This is a genomic window from Sphingobium sp. TomMM15, assembly GCF_055397045.1.
Genome location: NZ_AP027314.1, coordinates 1863789 through 1882350, shown reverse-complemented (window position 1 = coordinate 1882350; position 18562 = coordinate 1863789). Strand labels below are relative to the sequence as shown.

Annotated in this window: 18 protein-coding genes and 1 pseudogene; 10 read left to right on the top strand and 9 right to left on the bottom strand. The window is 63.1% G+C overall.

Going from position 1 to position 18562, the window contains the following annotated elements:
- Window positions 1-171: 171 nt before the first annotated feature.
- Together ACZ51H_RS09325 and ACZ51H_RS09320 are read left to right on the top strand one after the other, a co-directional pair.
- Window positions 172-1008, top strand: a pseudogene (locus ACZ51H_RS09325) (N-acetylmuramoyl-L-alanine amidase family protein); the annotation flags it as partial.
- A 66-nt stretch (window positions 1009-1074) separates the two neighbouring features.
- The gene (locus ACZ51H_RS09320; RefSeq protein WP_464801663.1) at window positions 1075-3612 is read left to right on the top strand and encodes a penicillin-binding protein 1A; all 2538 of its coding nucleotides are present in this window, start codon (window positions 1075-1077) and stop codon (window positions 3610-3612) included.
- A gap of 21 nt (window positions 3613-3633) precedes the next feature.
- On the opposite strand, the gene ACZ51H_RS09315 is transcribed toward ACZ51H_RS09320, so the two are convergent.
- The gene (locus ACZ51H_RS09315; protein WP_460986782.1) at window positions 3634-4143 is read right to left on the bottom strand and encodes a hypothetical protein; all 510 of its coding nucleotides are present in this window, start codon (window positions 4141-4143) and stop codon (window positions 3634-3636) included.
- Window positions 4144-4358: 215 nt separating this feature from the next.
- Between ACZ51H_RS09315 and prfB the strand changes: the two genes are divergently transcribed.
- The 3 genes from prfB (at window position 4359) to ACZ51H_RS09300 (ending at window position 6632) form a co-directional block, all read left to right on the top strand.
- Entirely contained in the window at window positions 4359-5486 is a 1128-nt protein-coding gene (prfB, locus tag ACZ51H_RS09310) for a peptide chain release factor 2 (RefSeq protein ID WP_196224571.1), read from the top strand.
- Window positions 5486-6220, top strand: a complete 735-nt coding sequence (locus ACZ51H_RS09305) for a class I SAM-dependent methyltransferase (RefSeq protein WP_464771311.1) — start codon at window positions 5486-5488, stop codon at window positions 6218-6220. Before prfB ends, ACZ51H_RS09305 begins: the two co-directional genes overlap by 1 nt.
- Window positions 6221-6320: 100 nt before the next feature.
- On the top strand, window positions 6321-6632 hold the full coding sequence (locus ACZ51H_RS09300; RefSeq protein WP_449474147.1) for a PilZ domain-containing protein: 312 nt from the start codon (window positions 6321-6323) through the stop codon (window positions 6630-6632).
- Between the two features lie 3 nt (window positions 6633-6635).
- On the opposite strand, the gene ACZ51H_RS09295 is transcribed toward ACZ51H_RS09300, so the two are convergent.
- From ACZ51H_RS09295 to ACZ51H_RS09285, 3 genes are read right to left on the bottom strand one after another with little or no spacing between them, the layout of a single operon-like run.
- The gene (locus ACZ51H_RS09295; protein WP_449474146.1) at window positions 6636-6791 is read right to left on the bottom strand and encodes a hypothetical protein; all 156 of its coding nucleotides are present in this window, start codon (window positions 6789-6791) and stop codon (window positions 6636-6638) included.
- 18 nt (window positions 6792-6809) lie between these two features.
- Window positions 6810-7520, bottom strand: a complete 711-nt coding sequence (locus tag ACZ51H_RS09290; RefSeq protein ID WP_464801662.1) for a hypothetical protein — start codon at window positions 7518-7520, stop codon at window positions 6810-6812.
- A gap of 4 nt (window positions 7521-7524) precedes the next feature.
- On the bottom strand, window positions 7525-8739 hold the full coding sequence (locus tag ACZ51H_RS09285; protein ID WP_464801661.1) for a toxic anion resistance protein: 1215 nt from the start codon (window positions 8737-8739) through the stop codon (window positions 7525-7527).
- 191 nt (window positions 8740-8930) lie between these two features.
- Here ACZ51H_RS09285 and typA point away from each other — a divergent pair, with 191 nt between their 5' ends.
- A complete protein-coding gene (gene typA, locus ACZ51H_RS09280) occupies window positions 8931-10748 on the top strand; it encodes a translational GTPase TypA (RefSeq protein ID WP_449474141.1) in 1818 nt (605 codons plus the stop codon).
- A 138-nt stretch (window positions 10749-10886) separates the two neighbouring features.
- Entirely contained in the window at window positions 10887-11939 is a 1053-nt protein-coding gene (locus tag ACZ51H_RS09275; RefSeq protein ID WP_464801660.1) for a DUF1176 domain-containing protein, read from the top strand.
- A 26-nt stretch (window positions 11940-11965) separates the two neighbouring features.
- Here the strand turns inward: ACZ51H_RS09275 and ACZ51H_RS09270 are convergent, their stop codons facing one another.
- From ACZ51H_RS09270 to gluQRS, 3 genes are read right to left on the bottom strand one after another with little or no spacing between them, the layout of a single operon-like run.
- The gene (locus ACZ51H_RS09270) at window positions 11966-12535 is read right to left on the bottom strand and encodes a cob(I)yrinic acid a,c-diamide adenosyltransferase (RefSeq protein ID WP_464801659.1); all 570 of its coding nucleotides are present in this window, start codon (window positions 12533-12535) and stop codon (window positions 11966-11968) included.
- Between the two features lie 7 nt (window positions 12536-12542).
- Window positions 12543-12776: a twin transmembrane helix small protein gene (locus ACZ51H_RS09265; protein WP_464801658.1), complete on the bottom strand. Its 234-nt coding sequence runs from the start codon at window positions 12774-12776 to the stop codon at window positions 12543-12545.
- Between the two features lie 9 nt (window positions 12777-12785).
- Entirely contained in the window at window positions 12786-13694 is a 909-nt protein-coding gene (gluQRS, locus tag ACZ51H_RS09260; RefSeq protein WP_464801657.1) for a tRNA glutamyl-Q(34) synthetase GluQRS, read from the bottom strand.
- A gap of 96 nt (window positions 13695-13790) precedes the next feature.
- Between gluQRS and ACZ51H_RS09255 the strand changes: the two genes are divergently transcribed.
- Window positions 13791-14357 carry an HNH endonuclease gene (locus ACZ51H_RS09255; protein ID WP_449474132.1) on the top strand — a complete coding sequence of 189 codons (567 nt, stop codon included), beginning with the start codon at window positions 13791-13793 and terminating at the stop codon, window positions 14355-14357.
- A gap of 15 nt (window positions 14358-14372) precedes the next feature.
- On the opposite strand, the gene ACZ51H_RS09250 is transcribed toward ACZ51H_RS09255, so the two are convergent.
- Entirely contained in the window at window positions 14373-15107 is a 735-nt protein-coding gene (locus tag ACZ51H_RS09250) for a Crp/Fnr family transcriptional regulator (RefSeq protein ID WP_449474130.1), read from the bottom strand.
- Between the two features lie 212 nt (window positions 15108-15319).
- Here ACZ51H_RS09250 and murA point away from each other — a divergent pair, with 212 nt between their 5' ends.
- Together murA and ACZ51H_RS09240 are read left to right on the top strand one after the other, a co-directional pair.
- Window positions 15320-16603, top strand: coding sequence for a UDP-N-acetylglucosamine 1-carboxyvinyltransferase (gene murA / locus ACZ51H_RS09245; protein ID WP_464801656.1), 1284 nt, complete (start codon window positions 15320-15322; stop codon window positions 16601-16603).
- Window positions 16596-18119 (top strand): PAS domain-containing protein, encoded by a 1524-nt coding sequence (locus tag ACZ51H_RS09240; protein WP_464801655.1) that lies wholly within the window; start codon window positions 16596-16598, stop codon window positions 18117-18119. The genes murA and ACZ51H_RS09240 overlap by 8 nt, the downstream gene beginning before the upstream one ends.
- On the opposite strand, the gene ACZ51H_RS09235 is transcribed toward ACZ51H_RS09240, so the two are convergent.
- Window positions 18064-18501: a response regulator gene (locus ACZ51H_RS09235; RefSeq protein ID WP_464801654.1), complete on the bottom strand. Its 438-nt coding sequence runs from the start codon at window positions 18499-18501 to the stop codon at window positions 18064-18066. The genes ACZ51H_RS09240 and ACZ51H_RS09235 overlap by 56 nt on opposite strands.
- Window positions 18502-18562: the final 61 nt, after the last annotated feature.

The following is an 18562-nucleotide window of genomic DNA, read 5'->3' as shown; positions in this document are numbered from 1 at the left end:
ACGAATGCTGCCATTCCTGCGTTTAATCGCCCAACATGGTGAAGCAAAGGTAAACGCAGGGTCGAATGGCCGCCGCAGAAATGGGGCTGGACGGCATGGGGCGGTGCGGGGCACAAGCGCGCCATGCTGCACGCCCTTGCCCTGGCAACTGCTTTTCTGGCCGGTCCTCAGGGGACGGAGCGCATCAGCTTCGATAAGCCAGCTTCCATGGCGCCGCGTCCGGCCAAGCGGCTGCACAGCATCACCGTACCGATCCCGCCGGTGGCGCGGGGCCTCTCGCTGCCACGGGTGGAAGGATCAGCCGACGCGTCACGCCCGCTGATCGTCATCGATGCGGGGCATGGCGGTCATGATCCCGGCGCGATCAACGCCGAAACCGGCGAGCGCGAAAAGGATCTGACGCTCGCGATCGCGCAGGCGATCCGGGATCAGCTGGTGAAGTCGGGCAGACTTCGCGTCGCGCTGACAAGGGATGACGACCGCTTTCTGGTCCTGCAGGAACGCTATGGCATCGCGCGGAAGATGAACGCGGACCTCTTCATTTCCGTTCATGCCGATTCGGCGGACAATCATGAGGCGCGCGGCGCGACGGTCTATACCCTGTCGGAAGTGGCATCGGATCGGGAAGCGGCGCGGCTGGCGGCGCGGGAGAACAGGGCGGACGTTCTGAACGGCGTCAATCTGGGCGGGCAGACTGACCAGGTGTCGTCTATCCTGATCGACCTTACTCAGCGCGAAACAATGAAGGAATCAGCGAATTTCGCCCGCCTTCTTCAGCGGGAGGGGGCGCCGTTCCTGACCTTCCGCACTACGTTCCACCGCTATGCTTCACTCATGGTTTTGAAGGCGCCGGACACGCCATCGGTCCTGTTCGAGACCGGCTATCTCAGCAATGCCGAGGATGCCGCCTTCCTGGCCTCACCCGAAGGGCGCAGCCGCATCGCGAAGGGCGTTGCCAAGGCCGTCGAGATATATTTCGCCCGCAAGCTGCCCCTTGGCGGCGGCTGACCGGGGCGCGGCCCGACGATCCGCACTGGCGCTGGCCGCATTTTGACCTTAGAGCCTCCTCTCGTCATGGAAGAGGCCCGTCCCCACACCGCCAACTTGTCCTTTGCCGACCGTTTGCGCGGGGGTGGACGCGCGTTCCGGGAAAGGCTTTCCCCGCTTTGGCAGCGGCGCTGGTTCCGCTGGGCGGCGATCGCGCTCGGCGGACTTTTCCTCGCCTATCTGCTGTTCTGGATCATCTTCGCGCGCGGCCTGCCCGACGCCGGAACGCTGCTGGAATATGAGCCGCCGCTGCCCACGATCGTGCGCGACATCGATGGCCAGCCGGTGCACAGCTATGCGCGCGAGCGCCGCGTCCAGCTGCAATATAGCGACTATCCCCCTCTGCTGATCCGCGCTTATCTGGCGGCGGAGGACAAGACTTTCTTCGAACATCATGGCGTTGATATTCCCGGCTTCTTCGGCGCCGTGTTCGACTATGTGACGAAGATCGGATCCGGCCAGCGCGCCAAGGGTGGGTCGACCATCACCCAGCAGGTCGCCAAGAACCTGCTGATTGGCGATGAATATTCCCCCACGCGCAAGGTGAAGGAAATGATCCTCGCCTATCGCATGGAAGGCGTACTGACCAAGCAGCAGATCCTCGAACTCTATTTCAATCAGATATTCCTCGGCCGGAACGCCTATGGCGTGCAGGCGGCGGCGCGCGCCTATTTCGATAAGGATGTGGGCGACCTGAAGCTGCACGAGATGGCGTATCTCGCCATCCTGCCCAAGGGGCCGGCAAATTACCGCCCCGAAAGCCCGACCGGCCACGAGCGCGCGCTCGACCGGCGCAACTGGGCGCTGGGCGAAATGTACAAGAATGGCTGGATCAGTCAGGCGCAATTGAACGAAGCGCAGGCACAACCGCTCGGCACGGTCCCACCGCATGGCTCTAGCTTCGACGCGCGCGCGGGCGGCTATTATATGGAAGAGGTCCGCCGGCGGCTTATCGAACGGTTTGGTGAAAAGGCGGAGGACGGCCCTAACAGCGTCTATGCAGGCGGCCTCTGGGTGCGTAGTCCCTATGATCCCAAGTTGCAGGAAGGCGTCGCGACGGCATTGCGCAACGGCCTGATCCGTTTCGACGCGGGCAAGGGCTGGTCCGGCCCGTTGGGCAAGATCGACATGGCCCGTGGATGGAAGCGCGAACTGGCGGCAAGCTATATCGGGATCGATTATGCCGACTGGCGCATAGCGGCGGTTATCGACCGCAATTCTTCGGGCGCCGAACTAGGCTTTTCCGACGGATCGACCGGAACGCTGCCCGCCAGCGCCGCGCAGATGCCTTATCGGCGCGTGGGCGGCCCCGCATTCAACGGCATGAAGGCGGGAGACCTGATCGCGGTAGCCCGCAACGGATCGAGCTGGGCGCTGCGCAACGTGCCCGAAGTGTCCGGCGGGATGATGGCCGAACAGGTCCATTCCGGGCGCGTCCTGGCGATGCAGGGCGGCTTCGACAGTCGCTTGTCCTCCTATAATCGCGCGACGCAGGCGATGCGTCAGCCCGGTTCGACCATCAAGCCGTTCGTCTATGCCGCCGCGCTCGACGGTGGGATGACGCCAGCCTCCATCATCGTCGATGGGCCGCTATGCGTTTATCAGGGCGCGGGCCTTGGCCAGAAATGCTTCCGCAACTTTTCCGGCGGCAGCGCCGGGCCGCAGACGATGCGCTGGGGCGTGGAGCAGTCGCGCAACCTGATGACGGTGCGCGCCGCCAGCCAGACCGGCATGGATCGTGTCGTCCGCACGATCAAGGCGATGGGGATCGGCGATTATCAGCCCTATCTCTCCTTCGCTCTGGGCGCGGGCGAAACCACGGTCGAGCGGATGGTGAACGCCTATGCGATGCTCGCCAATCAGGGCCGCCAGCTTTCGCCCAAGGTGATGGACTATGTGCAGGACCGGCGCGGCAAGGTGATCTGGCCGCTGCGCTGGCGCGCCTGCGACGGCTGCAACATGGCGAACTGGGATGGAAAACCCATGCCACGCTTCGGCTTTGAAGGGCGGCAGGTGATGAACCCGATGACCGCCTATCAGGTGGTGCATATCGCCGAAGGCGTGATCCAGCGCGGCACCGCGACGGTCCTTGCCGACCTGAAACGGCCACTGTTCGGCAAGACGGGTACGACCAACGGGCCGACCAATGTGTGGTTCGTCGGCGGGTCGCCCGACATCGTCGCGGGCGTCTATATGGGCTATGACCAGCCGCGCAGCCTGGGCGGCTGGGCGCAGGGTGGCCGCATTGCCGCGCCGATCTGGAAGGCGGCCATGTCTCCGGTGCTGGAAACGATGCCCAAGACGCCCTTCGTCGCCCCCGCCGGTATCCGCATGGTCACGATCGACCGCCGGTCGGGCAAGCGCGTCTATGGCGTATGGCCCACCGACGAGCCCAAGCCCGCCGTGATCTGGGAAGCGTTCAAGCCAGAAACCGAGCCGCGCCGATCGATCCGCAAGGAAGAGGTGGCCGCTCAGGAACAGGCCGCCGCCCGGCGCGAGGCGGGGTCGCAGACGCGGCAGCGGACCGACAGCGACTTCCTGCAGGATCAAGGCGGGATTTACTAACCTCCCGCCTTTGCTGGCCCGTTATTGCGCCTTTGCGCGCAACCCGCCGGAGAAGCGTTTCATCAGAAATGCGAGCCCCCCGACATAGGCTGCCGCTGTCACGATGGCGACTGCCGCAGCGGAGAAATCCGCGTCCTTTTCAAATATCATGGGGTTGCCGAGCGTCAGCAGCAGCATGAAGGCATTGTTGACGATCAGGCTGGCCTGGCCGCGAATGAGTAGGTAGATCGCGACGACCACGCCAACCAATCCGATGGCCATTCCGGCCATGCCCAGAACAGTTGGCAGGCTGTGCAGCAGAAATGCCAGGCCCAATCCGCCAAGAGAACCGCACAGCGCGGGTGCGAACTCCGCAGGATTCATGCCTTTGATGCCAGCCCAATAAAGCACGAATATGAAACCGAAGAAAAGGAAGCTCGCCACGCCCAAGGCGGATCCGATGGCGTAGAAAATCCCGATGATCGGTACGAGCGCGAGTATCACGAGCACCGCCTGCGCCGGTGCGGGATGGGTAGATTGTCGTTCAGCCAAGATGTCGTTCCTCTCCTTGCGCCTCTTTTGGGCGTGGTCGAGGTGTATGGCATAGCCTCTGGAGGGACAAGGTTTGCCTGGCCTGTTGGGAGACTGCGCGGACATGGCTTGGAGGATTGAACCTTCCCAAATCCGCTGCCCTCGGATAGGGGCAGGCGTTTAGTGCGTTTCCTGCCCGATGCCGGGGAGCGCCCCGAATTGTCTGGAGAGTTCCCATGCGCGCCGAAGCGCAGCAATATATCGACCGTATCGACGCCGCGCTGGACCTGCTGCGCCGCTTCCTCGACTGGGATCGCGCGCTGCGCCGTCTCGACGAGTTGAACGCTCGCGTCGAGGACCCGACGTTGTGGGACAATCAGAAGATGGCGCAGGAAGTCATGCGCGAACGCACGCGGCTGGAAGCCGCGATCGGCGCGACCCGGGCGATCGACAGCGAAAAGACCGACACCGCCGAACTCATCGAAATGGCCGAGGCCGAGGGCGATGAGGACATGGTCAATGAGGGCGTCGCGTCCCTGAAGGCGCTGGCCGACCGCGCGGACGAGGACAAGATCAAGGCGCTGCTCGCCGGTGAGGCCGATGCCAGCGACACTTACCTTGAAATCCATGCGGGCGCGGGTGGCACGGAAAGCCAGGACTGGGCGGAAATGCTGTCCCGCATGTACCGCCGCTGGGCGGAACGGCGTGGCTATAAGGTGGAACTGGTCGACTATCAGGCGGGTGATCAGGCGGGCATCAAGTCCGCGACGTTCCTGTTCAAGGGCGAGAACGCCTATGGCTATGCCAAGACCGAAAGCGGCGTGCACCGGCTGGTGCGCATAAGCCCCTATGATAGCTCGGCGCGGCGGCACACCAGTTTCTCGTCTGTGTGGGTCTATCCGGTGATCGACGACAATATCGAGATTGAGGTCAATGAAGGCGACCTCAAGATCGATACCTATCGCGCGTCTGGCGCGGGCGGGCAGCACGTCAACACCACCGACTCCGCCGTCCGCATCACCCACATTCCCTCGGGCATCATCGTCGCATCGCAGAATGACCGGTCGCAGCACAAGAACCGCGCGACGGCCATGAACATGCTGAAGGCCCGGTTGTACGAGGCCGAATTGCAGAAGCGCGAGGCGGCGGCTTCGGGCGAATATCAGGCGAAGACCGAGATCGGCTGGGGCCACCAGATCCGCTCCTATGTGCTTCAGCCCTATCAGCTGGTGAAGGACCTGCGCACCGGCGTTACCTCAACCTCTCCCGACGACGTGCTGGACGGCGCGCTCGACCCGTTCATGGCGGCTGCCCTGTCGCAGAAGGTGACGGGCGAGAAGGTCGATGTGGAGGATGTCGACTGATGATGCGGGCGGCGCTGGCGGGATCATTGTTCCTGCTGGCGGGCTGCGGCCTGTTGTCATCCGCCAAGCAGGATGACCGGCCCGCCGCCGCGCGTGATTTTCCGCGAGCCGACCGGCCGGTCGCGCCCATCGTCTCGACCCGCTGGTCCAGCGAAGAAGCGCGCGACCGCGTCAACGAAGCCGACGATATCATGGACCGCGCGGGCATCCGGCCGGGCATGACCGTGGCAGACATTGGGGCGGGCGAGGGCTATTATACCGTTCGGCTGGCCAACCGGGTGGGTGCCAAGGGTCGCGTGCTGGCCGAAGATATCATGCCCGAAGTGATCGAGGCGCTGTCCCGCCGCATCACGCGCGAGGATTGGCGCAATGTCAGCGTAAAACTCGGCGCGCCGGAAGACCCCAAGCTGCCCGAAAACAGCTTCGACCGCATCCTCATGGTCCATATGTATCATGAGATTGCGGAGCCCTATGCCTTCCTGTGGAACCTCAGCCCCGCGCTCAAGAAGGATGGCGAGCTGATCGTCGTCGATGCGGATCGCCCGACCGGACAGCATGGCACGCCGCCGCGCCTGCTGATCTGTGAACTCGCATCGGTTGGTTTTCGGCTGGAGGAACTGGTGCCCAAGCCCACGGCGGGAGGCTATTTTGCCCGCTTTCGCAGAATCGTGGCCCGGCCGTCGCCCCAAAGCATCGTGCCCTGTGCGATCAAAAGCACAGCTGATACAAATTAGCGGTTTCCCTAGGGGAAAAGGTAGCTAATGGCGAGTTAACCATGATTCTGTGGATGGCCTTGACCTTTTTGTGATTGAGTGGCCGGGGGGGAAGCTCGGTATGATTGACCAAAGCAAATTCCTGACGGGTAATGCCGAACAGCGGCGGCACACTGCACGACACAAGATGTTCGGCCCTGTCACTCTATGCGTCGGCAATGCGGAGATGCGCGGTCATTTCCTCGACCTGTCCACATCGGGAGCGTTGGCGCACTGCGAAACGCCGCCTGCTACGGGAAGTTATGTGGCGATAAAGGCGATCGGCGTGGAAACAAGCGGCCGGGTCATGTGGGCGCGGGGCAAGCGCTTCGGCATTCAGTTCAGCCAGCTCCTGGCCGATGAGGCGATCGACACCCTTATTCGGGGCAGCTGACGCTTAGCCCCGCTTGCGCCATCTTCGGAACAGGGATGCGCTGACCAATCCGCCGCCCAGCAGCGCGGCGATGACGCCCCCCGCGGAGGCGAGCGCCCACGCACCGGCGGCGAGCAGGCCAGTCAGAAAATCGACGATGATCAGCGTCAGGTGGATCATGACAGAAGGACCGCTGGCCTAGTGGCCGAGTTCCTTTGCTTCCTGATATTTGAGCTCCAGGAAGCGGTTCTGCACCGCCAGCTTGTCGATGTCGCCGCTGGCGAGCGTCTCGCTGATCCGCGCGAGTTCGGTGTCGATGACGTTCAAACCCTCGACCAGTTGCTGCTCCGGAATGCGGCCGTTGCGTTCCTGACGGCGCAGGGGGACGGGAATGGATTCATAGCCCGTGACCAGTTCGGGCAGATGGTCGGACAGCAGCTTGCGGATTTCCTGCGCGGCGGGTTCCTGATCGGTGAGGCGCTCAAGCTGGGGGGCGAGCGTTTCCAGCTTGACGCCGATGCTGTCCGCCAGAGCGACGGCGGGGGCGGGGAGGGCCTTGCGCTGATTGTTGAGCCAGATTTCGGTCTGGAGCGGCAGGGCGGAAATGGGGGCGGCTGCAAGCGCCTGCGTCCGGACGCGCGGTTCGGAGGGAAGGAGGGCGATCAGCAGCAGCGCCGCGACCATGACGCCAAGCGCGATCATGACGCCGGTCGTGCCAAGCGGGATGAAGAAGCCCGCGACCATGCTGCCGATGAGGATGGCAAGCACTGACCAGAAGGCCCATTTCGCTTTCCGCATCAGGGCAGCGCCGCGCCTCTGCCGCGCCCGTGCCGAAAGGCTGCGCCCGCGTTCGCCGTGACGGTGAAGCACTGCCTCCGCGTCGGCAAGGACCCGGTCGGACCTGCTCACTTCTCTATGCCTCGATCGCGCTCAGCAGCGGATTGTCGGCGCGCGCCTGTTGCGCGGCCTGCGCCTGACCTTCTGCGCGCGCGATATAGCCTTTCGACTTTTCCACCTCGTTCGTCAGCGTGTTTACGGTCGTCTTCATATTCTCCAGCGCCTTGGCCTTGAACGTGTCGATATTATCCATCGTGTCGTAGATATTCTGGAAAGCGCGTTGCAGCGTTGCGATCGGGATCGTGCTGGATGCCGCCTGCTCATGAATCTGCGCGGTCTGGTTCTTCAGCATCTCGCCGGTCGAATCGATCATGTTCGCGGTGGTCGTATTAAGCGCGGTGATCTGTTCCAGCACCAGCTTCTGGCCCGCCAGCGCCTGCGCCACGGTGACGGCGGTGCGCAGCGCGGCGACGGTGGTGGTGCTGGCGCGATCGACGCCCTTCACCAGTTCGACATTGTTCTTCTTGACGAGGTCGAGCGCGAGATAGCCCTGCACGGTAACGGCCATCTGCGTCAGCAGATCCTGCGTGCGCTGGCGGATGTAGAAAAGCGCGCTTTCCCGGATCGCCTTGGCCTTGGCCGGATCAGCGGCGTCGAGTTCCAGCGCTTTCGCCTCCAGCCGCGCGTCGAGCGTCTTGGAGATGTGGATCATCTGCTCCAGACGGCCCATGGTTGCCCACATATTCTGCCGCTCGACATCGATGGCGGCATTGTCCTTGATCAGCACGTCCTTGCCGCTCGCCAGGGAGCCGAGGATCGAATTGATGTGGCCCTGCGCGCTCTTATAGCCGTCGAAATAGTCGCGCAGCTTGTTGCCGAAGGGGATGATGCCGAACAGCTTCTTGGGCGCGAGCAGGCTGCCGCGCTTGCCGGGGTCGAGATCCTCGACCGTGCGGCGCAACTGGGCAAGGTCCGCGCCCACCTTATTGTCGCTGTCCATTGCGCGCACGGGGCGGTCGAGGAAGCGGTTGGAATGGCCCGCCGCCTCGGCGATTTCCTTGCGGCCCATATTGGTCAGCTGGTCCACCCGCTGTCCGAATTCAGGGGAATTGGCGTCCTGCGCGACAAGGTCGTCGATAAAGGCATCGACCTTCTCGTCCAGCTTGGACCGCTTGTCCTCATCGATCGGAACGAGGCCCGCCGCCTTTTCAGGCGCCACGGGCGGCACCGGATCGGGCGCCGTCAGGTTGAGCGTGTCGGCGGTCGCCGTGGTGGGCGCGGTGCTGGCCATAACGTCTCCTTCAAGCTGTTATATGTAACTATAACAGTGGTGCTTCAATGTGGAATATGGTCTTGCGTTCCGGCCGATGCAAATGCGGCCCTCGCCCTTGCCGCAACGCGTCATTTCCTGTAGGGGCGCGCGCGATACATCTGGTCAGGCGTGGTGCCGGCCGGGAAAACCAAAATCCCAAAGGCACATGCATGTCCCTGCGTAATATCGCGATCATCGCGCACGTTGACCATGGCAAGACGACACTCGTCGACCAGCTATTCCGCCAGTCCGGCACCTTCCGCGACAATCAGCGCGTCGAAGAGCGCGCGATGGATTCGAACGACCTCGAAAAAGAACGCGGCATCACCATTCTGGCGAAGCCGACCTCGGTCGAATGGAACGGCACCCGCATCAACATCGTCGACACCCCCGGCCACGCCGACTTCGGCGGCGAGGTGGAGCGCATCCTCTCCATGGTCGACGGCGTCATCCTGCTGGTCGATTCGTCGGAAGGCGCGATGCCGCAGACCAAGTTCGTGACCGGCAAGGCGCTGGCGCTGGGCCTGCGTCCCATCGTCGTCGTCAACAAGGTTGATCGTCCCGATGAGCGCATCCAGGAAGTGCTGGACGAAGTGTTCGACCTGTTCGTGACGCTCGAAGCCAATGACGAACAGCTCGACTTTCCCGTCCTCTACGCTTCGGGCCGCAACGGTTATGCCAGCGAAGACCCGCAGCGCCGGGAAGGCACTCTGGAGCCGTTGTTCCAGAAGATCGTCGACCATGTGCCGCCGCCGTCGCTGGAGCAGGACGCACCGTTCAGCTTCCTCGTGACGCTGCTCGACCGCGACAACTTCCTCGGCCGTATCCTTACTGGCCGCGTCCAGTCCGGCACGGTCAAGGTGAACCAGGCGATCCACGCGCTCGACATGGACGGCAAGGTCATCGAAACCGGTCGCGCGTCGAAGATCATGTCGTTCCAGGGCCTCGACCGCGTACCGGTCGACGAAGCCAAGGCGGGTGACATCATCAGCCTCGCGGGCCTCACTGTCGCGACCGTAGCCAACACCATCTGCGATACCTCGGTCAGCGAGCCGATCCAGGCGCAGCCGATCGATCCGCCGACCCTGTCGATGCGCTTTGCCGTCAACGATTCGCCGATGGCGGGCCGTGAAGGCAGCAAGGTGACGAGCCGCATGATCCGCGACCGTCTGGCCCGCGAAGCGGAATCGAACGTCGCAATCAAGGTGACGGAATCGGACGACAAGGACAGCTTCGAAGTCGCTGGCCGTGGCGAATTGCAGCTGGGCGTCCTCATCGAAACCATGCGCCGCGAAGGCTTTGAACTCGGCATCTCGCGTCCGCGCGTGCTGTTCGGCGAAGACGAAAATGGCAACAAGACCGAGCCTTATGAAACCGTCGTCATCGACGTGGACGATGAATTTTCCGGTACGGTCGTGGACAAGATGAACATCCGCAAGGCCGAGATGACCGACATGCGCCCCTCGGGCGGCGGCAAGACCCGCATCACCTTCTCCGCACCCTCGCGCGGCCTGATCGGCTATCATGGCGAATTCCTGTCCGACACGCGCGGCACCGGCATCATGAACCGCCTGTTCGAGAAATATGGCCCCCACAAGGGCAAGATCGAAGGCCGCAAGAATGGCGTCCTCATCTCGAACGGTGCGGGCGAAGCCAATGCCTATGCGCTGGGTCCGCTGGAAGAACGCGGCATCCTGTTCGTGGGCGTGGGCGAAGCGCTCTACGAAGGCATGGTGATCGGTGAGAATGCCAAGCCCGAAGACCTTGAAGTCAATCCGATGAAGTCGAAGGCGCTCACCAACTTCCGCGCCAGCGGCAAGGATGACGCCGTCCGCCTGACCCCGCCCAAGAAGATGACGCTGGAACAGGCGATCGCCTACATCGACGATGATGAAATGGTCGAAGTGACGCCCAAGAATATCCGCCTGCGCAAGCGCTACCTCGATCCGAACGAGCGCAAGCGCATGTCGCGCGCCAAGGCGGCTTGATCGAAGAGGCCGGTGTCGAAGGGCACCGGCCTTTTTCATTATTGGGTTGGGCCTGACACTGGCGGTTGGCCAGAGGCGGATCGGGCGGCGCGAAGGAAGCTACTACCGTCAGCCTATGAATTAAGTTATACTTAACCCATGGGGGACACACGCTTAATCGCGCTGGCAGCTATGCTGTCCGCGTTCATCGCATCGGCGCCGCTTTCGGCTCAGACGCCTCGGCCCGGCACTTTGGAAACTTACAAGGACTGGACCATCGGTTGCGACAATCGCAGCCGGTGCGAAGCCGTGTCCCTGTTGCCGGAAGGCGCCGACTGGCCGGACAAGCCGGTCATGCTGAGCATTCAGCGGGATGCCGGTGGCGCGTCCGAGCCGGAAATCTCGATAAGCCGCGACGCAAAGGGACAGGAAGACGTCAGTTTCCTGGTCGATGGCCGGAAAATCGCGACGACGGTCAGCAGGGATGGGGAAGCCCGGCTGCAAGGACCGCAGGCGTCGGCGCTTGCCATCGCCATGGCGCGGGGGTCAAAGCTGGAACTGCGGTCGGCTGGCACGCTGATCGCGCGTCCCTCACTGGCCGGTGCTGCCGCCGCCATGCGCTATATGGATGCAAGGCAGGGGCGCGCGGGCACGATGGCGGCGCTGGTCGCCACAGGTCCGCTGGCCGCCAGCGCCGTGCGTGCCGCGCCGCCGATGGTTACGATACGCCGGGCGCTTATCCCGGCGGGTGCTACGCCGGTGACGCTGTGGCGTGAGGAACTGGCGGCGCTCGGCAAGTTCACCGCTTGTGCCGACGAGATGCGCGATGCATCCCCGCCGGAGCTTTACCGCCTTTCCCGAACCGAGACGCTGGTGCTGGTTCCTTGCGGCGCGGGCGCTTATAATTTTTCGGCGGTTCCCGTGATTGCGACCGGCATTCCGGGACGGCGCAGCTTCCGCTACGCGTCCTTCGACTATCAACCCGGGTGGAGCGAGAATGCGGCCAAGCCCATGCTGGTCAACGCATCCTGGACGCCCGAAAGCGCGTCGCTGGAAAGCTATGCCAAGGGCCGGGGGCTGGGCGATTGCGGCAGCAGCGAAAGCTATGTCTGGGACGGCGTCAGGTTCCGGCTGGTATCCGCCAGCGCCATGGGCGAATGCCGTGGCGCGTGGCACTGGATCACCACCTGGTCGGCTAAGGTCGTGCAATAGGACTGCGGCGCCTTTGACCCGCCGCCTTAACGCGAGGCGCCGGGAACCCATTTGATGTCGTCCGCCCCATTGCCATTCAGGCGACGGGCAAGGACGAAGAGCAGGTCGGACAGCCGATTGAGATAGGCGAGCGCCTGAGGATTGAGCGCAACTTCCGTAGCCGCTGCCGTAGCGCTGCGTTCGGCCCGGCGCGTGATGGCGCGGGCGAGATGGACGGCGGCTGCGGCGGGCGATCCGCCGGGCAGGATGAAGCTGTCCAGCGGTTGCAAATCGGCGTTCATGGCGTCGATCTGGTCTTCCAGCCGTTTGACCTGCGTGGCGATGATCCGCAGCGCCCAGGGTTCGTCCTGTCCATCCGGCACGGGCGTCGCCAGGTCAGCGCCCAGATCGAACAGATCATTCTGGACCGTCGTCAGCCAGCCCGCTTCAGGCCGTTCGCCAATGGCAAGGATGGCAAGGCCGATCGCGCTGTTCGCTTCATCGACATCGCCTACTGCCTGCATGCGCGGGGCATGTTTGGGCAGGCGCGATCCGTCCACAAGGCCGGTCGTGCCCGCATCGCCAGTGCGGGTGTAGATCTTGTTCAGCTTCACCATCGGCGGATCAGCCGTTGCCCTTCATCAGCAGCAGGATCGCAACGATGATGACGGCCGCCGCCTGAAACAGGATACGGTTCATCATCATCTTGTTCTGCTTGAGGCTGGAAGGGCTGGGCGTGTCGTCCGGCGCGTTCAGTTGCTCCTTCGTCGTCTGAAGAAAGGCGATGATGCCCCGGATCAACGCAAAGAGCGTCGCGGCCATGGCAAGGATGAGGGCGATGACAAGAACGGTATTCATGGGCTGAATCTATGACTTTGCCAGGGAAATGCCAACCGGAAAGCGCGCCGCGCGCAGATCGGCGGCGAGGGTGGCGGGATCGACGCCTTGCGCGCGCAGGTCCGCAAGGGCGATCGAGCCATCACGCTTGGCAAGGCGCTTGCCATCCGCGCCGACGAGCAGGGGATGGTGACAATAGATGGGCGATGGCAGGTCGAGCAACGCCTGAAGCAGCCGATGCACATGCGTGGCGGCAAACAGGTCTTCCCCGCGCAGCACATGGGTCACGCCCATCGCGGCATCATCGACGGTGCAGGAAAGGTGATAGCTTGCTGGTGCATCCTTGCGCGCGAGGACTACATCGCCTGCGGTCTGGGGCTTCGCTTCTATCATTTGTTCCCGAAGGGGCAGCGCGGAGGTGGGGAGGGGGACAGACTTCCAGTGCAGTTCCCCTGCGGCCGCAACCGCCTTCGCCATATCCAATCGCCATGCATGGGGTTCGCCCGCCCCGATCCGCCGCTCCTGCTCGAACGGAGGCAATGCGCGACAGGTGCCCGGATAAACCGGTCCCTCTGGCCCGTGCGGCGCGCTCGTGCTGGCCGCTATGTCGGCGCGGGTGCAAAAACAGGGGTAGAGAAGGCCCATCTGCCGCAATCTTTCCAGCGCGGCTTCATAATGATCGAGCCGGTCGGACTGAAAGACGATCTCGCCATCCCAGGCCACCCCCAACCAGTTGAGGTCCTCCACTATGCCCGCGACATGCTCAGGACGGCTGCGGGTGCCGTCGATATCCTCGATGCGAAGGTGAAACGAGCCCCCATTGGCGCGGGCAAAATCCATGGCCAGCAATGCCGACCAGCCATGGCCGATATGCAGCCTGCCGGTAGGGCTCGGGGCGAAGCGGGTTACCACATGCTGTGGCGGCAGGGATTGGATCATACAGGCCCTTGACGGGTCGGGGTGGTTAATGCTGTCATGTTGCCGTCACGTTCCTGATCAATCAGAAACCTGACAAATGGGGTTTCGAGGGTTCTTATGTACCATCCCGACCTGATACGACATCCGGAAAACTGTCCGGCGCTGGTCCTGAACGCGGACTATACGCCGTTAAGCTATTATCCGCTCAGCCTTTGGCCCTGGCAAACCGCTATCAAGGCGGTTTTTTTGGAACGGGTGGACATCGTCGCCAGCTATGAGCGGGAAGTGCACAGCCCCAGCTTGCAGATGAAGATCCCGTCGGTCATCGCGCTCAAACAATATGTGAAGCCGTCGGAACATCCGGCCTTCACTCGGTTCAACCTGTTCCTGCGTGACCGTTTCACCTGCCAATATTGCGGATCGCCCAGTGATCTGACCTTCGATCATGTCGTCCCCCGCCGCGCGGGTGGGCGGACGACATGGGAGAATGTGGCCACGGCATGCTCCCCCTGCAATCTGCGGAAGGGCGGGCGCACGCCGAAGGAAGCGGGCATGCGGCTGCACGTCACGCCGATCCGGCCCACAAGCTGGCAGTTACAGGAACATGGCCGCGCCTTTCCGCCCAACTATCTGCATGAAAGCTGGCGCGACTGGCTGTACTGGGATGTCGAACTGCTGGCCTGACGCTCGCCCAGCCCGTCAGCTAAGGGCGGGAATCCAGTCCAGATCCATATCCTTGTGCCGATTGGTGTAATGGCCAATTTCTTCCAGCCTCGCCATGTTCAGCAGGGTGATGCGGCCGTTCGCCCGGCTGATTAGTCCTTCCTGCTCCATCTGCCGCACCATGCGGTTCACATGGACGGACGTCAGCCCGATCGCGTCGCCGATCTCCTCCTGCGTCAGCTTCAGGTCGAAACTGTCAGTAACGCCGTCATCCGTGACGCGCAGCCGGTCGAAAATGTCGAGCAGGAAGGATGCCACGCGCGCCTTGGCCGATGTGCGGCCCAGCGAGGCGAGCCGATCGGTGAGGGCGACCTTTTCCGAACTGGACAGCAGGAATAGCAGCGCCGCGACCCTGGGATATTCCTCCAGCAACCGGCGCAAGGCGTGCTTGTCGAACGGGCAGACAATGGCGTCGGACAGCGCGACGAGCGATTCGGGCGCCTTGTTGTAGATCGTGCTGGCGGAACCGATGAAATCGCCAGGGAAATAGACGCGCAGAATCTGGCGGCTGCCATCGGGCAGGATGACGAAGCTCATCACCCGCCCCTCGCGCAGCACGAACAATTCCGTCACGGTATCATTGACGCGCTGGATCATGGCCCCGCGCTTTACCTTGCGCGGATTTTCCTCCAGTCTGGTCAGCGCGTTCCTCTCCTCGTCGGACAAGGGCACGTGCTTTGCGAGCCTGTCCGCGAAACAACCTGTCGCCACCCACAGCACCTTTAATCAAGTTTGTCGTTACGGTGGCAAAACGCCCCTTTCGCCTTTTGGCTGCATTTGCGGGCCGCGCACTAAACTCGATCAATTTCAGCGACCCGAAAGTGTAAATGTTTCGCGAGCGTATCCCGGGAAGCACGGTAGCGTTAACCGCAATGATCGCTCGCGCCTTGCGCCAGACGCATTTAGCGTTAAGAACCCAGTCGATGGACCGCATTCAAATACGCGGCGGCAAAAAGCTCAGCGGCCGCCTTCCCATCTCCGGCGCCAAGAACGCCGCGCTGACCCTGCTGCCTTGCGCGCTGCTCACGGATGAGCCGGTCACGTTGCGTAACCTGCCGCGCCTGGCCGACGTCGACAGCTTTGGTCACCTGCTGAACCAGCTAGGCGTATCGACCATGATCGAAGGCGCGCGGCCGGAGGATTTCGGCCGTGTCATGACGCTGCGCGCGGGCCGGGTCACATCGACCGAAGCGCCTTACGACATCGTGCGCAAGATGCGGGCGTCGATCCTGGTGCTCGGCCCCTTGCTCGCGCGCGCAGGGGAAGCGCGGGTTTCGCTGCCCGGCGGCTGCGCCATCGGCAACCGGCCGATCGACCTGCACCTGAAGGCGCTGGAGGCGTTTGGCGCGGTGATTGAGATCAACGCGGGCTATGTGCGCGCCTCTGCTCCCGATGGCGGGCTGCCCGGCGGCATCTACACATTCCCCGTCGTGTCCGTGGGCGCGACGGAAAATGCCCTGATGGCCGCCGTTCTCGCAAAGGGCACCTGCATTCTGGAAAATGCCGCGCGTGAGCCGGAGATTGTCGATCTGTGCAAATTGCTCATCGCGATGGGCGCGGATATCGAGGGCGTTGGCACCGACAAGCTGATCATCCACGGCCGGGACCGTCTGCATGGCGCAACCTACAGCGTCATGCCCGACCGGATCGAGGCAGGCAGCTACGCATGCGCGGCGGCGATCACCGGCGGCTCGCTCGAACTGGCGGGTGCCTGCGCCGATGACATGCATGCAATCCTTGCGGCCCTTCGCGAAGCGAGTGTGCAGGTGGATGAGCTGAAGGACGGGATCAGGGTAACGGCGGATGGCAAGCTGAAACCGCTGACATTGTCCACCGCGCCTTTCCCGGCATTCCCGACGGACATGCAGGCGCAGTTCATGGCCATGCTGACGAAGGCCGATGGCGCATCCGTGCTGACCGAAACCATCTTCGAAAACCGCTACATGCACGTGCCCGAATTGGCGCGCATGGGGGCGGACATCGGGGTCAATGGCCGCACCGCAGTCGTGCGGGGCGTCGACCGTCTGGTGGGCGCGCCCGTGATGGCGACCGACCTGCGCGCCTCGATGAGCCTTATCCTGGCCGGGCTTGCCGCCGAAGGGGAGACGCAGGTCAACCGCGTCTACCATCTCGACCGGGGCTATGAGCGGCTGGAGGAAAAACTGTCGGCCGTGGGCGCGGATATCGAACGGGTCAGCGATGGCTGACGGCAGGGGGCTGGAGACGGATCGCGCGGCCGTACTGGCACGCTATGATCTGGATGCCGGCGGTTTTCGCACGCTGGACCAGATAACCGAATTCGCCTCCGCGCTTTGCGAAGCGCCGATCGCTCTGGTCAGCATTGTCGAGGACGAACGCCAGCGCTTTTTGGCGCGCACCGGGCTGGATGCGGAAGAAACGCCGCGCGATCTCTCCTTTTGCGCGCATGCCATGCAGGATGGGGCGATCTTCGTCGTGCGGGACGCCAGCGCCGATCCACGCTTTGCCACAAATGCCCTGGTGACCGGCCCGCCGCATATCCGTTTCTATGCCGGGGCGCCGTTGCTCAATGGCGAAGGTGTGCCGCTGGGCGCGCTTTGCATCATCGATGACAAGCCGCGCGACGACCTTACATCGCTTCAACGTCAGGGCCTTTCCCTGCTCGCGCGCCAGGTGATGATGGAATTGGAGGGCCGCCGTCGCGACCAGGATATCATTGCCCAGCAGGTCAAGGATGCCGAGGCGGTGGCGGAAAGCGACCGGCTGTTCCGCACATTGGCCGACACCATGCCGCAAATGGTCTGGTCCACGCTGCCCGACGGCTATCATGATTATTATAACGCGCGCTGGTACGAATATACCGGCGCGGCCGAACATTCGACGGATGGCGACGGCTGGAACGGCAACTTTCACCCGGACGACCGCGAACGCGCGTGGCAGTGCTGGCGCCATTCGCTGAAAACCGGTGACCCTTATGAGATAGAATATCGGTTGCTCCATCACAGCGGCGAATATCGCTGGACGCTGGGCCGCGCTCTGCCCATCCGCGACGATGAAGGCCGCATCACCCGGTGGATCGGCACCTGCACGGAAATTCACGAGCAGAAGCTCATGATGGAAGAGCGCGAGATCATCGCGCACGAACTGTCGCACCGGATCAAGAATATCTTTTCGGTGATCACGGGTCTGATTGGGCTATCGGCGCGTGAAGACCCGGCGATCCGCCCGGTGGCAGATGATCTGCGCGACCGGATCATGGCGCTTGGCCGCGCGCATGACTTCATTCGTCCGCACAGCGCTGAGGGTGACGAATATCTGCGGCAAGGTCGCCTGCGCGGCATATTGGAGCAAATCTTCGCGCCCTATACCGATGCAGGGGAAAGCCGCATCGTGTTTTCCGGCGAAGATCCCGCGATCGATGACCGCTCGGCCACGCCGCTCGCGCTGCTTTTCCATGAGCTGGCGACCAATGCAGCCAAATATGGTGCACTTTCCGTGCCTTCGGGGCGTGTCCATATCGATGTCCGGTACGAGGACGCGGACATCTGCATCGAATGGCAGGAAGAAGGCGGGCCACCAGTAAAGCCGTCGAGCCATGAAGGCTTCGGCAGCCGCCTCATGGCGCTAAGTGCCGAGCGGCAATTGGGCGGACGAATGCAACGTGACTGGCGGCCTGAAGGACTGGTGATCAGCCTGTGGATTCCATCCCGTTCCATGAGCCGGGCTTTGACTGAAATGGCGTGAAGCCGTAAATATCGGCTGTCTCCAAGTCCCTTTGTTCACACGCTGCGAGGCGAAGCGTCTCGGCGATGCTGTGCGGGCGGAAGGGCTTGGTTATGACGCCTAGCGCGGCTTCGGCCGCGACACCGATCTGCGCGGGATTGGCGGTCACATAGATTACCCGGACGCCATATCGGGCGGCAAGCTCCATGCCGATGCCCGGCCCGGTAGGCCCGTCGCGCAGGTTCAGATCCACCAAAGCGATATCGCAGTCATTAGCGGCCATAAGGGCGCTTTCACGGTCGGCGGCAATGGCGCTGACCGCGAAACCCGCGTCCTCCACGATCTGCTCGATCTCCAGTGCGACGAAAATTTCGTCTTCGACGATTAGAACCTTCTTATTCATGCCTCTGCCCGCGAAACTGGAGCCGATAATGTCCAGTCCGCCATCTGGTTCCGCAACGATC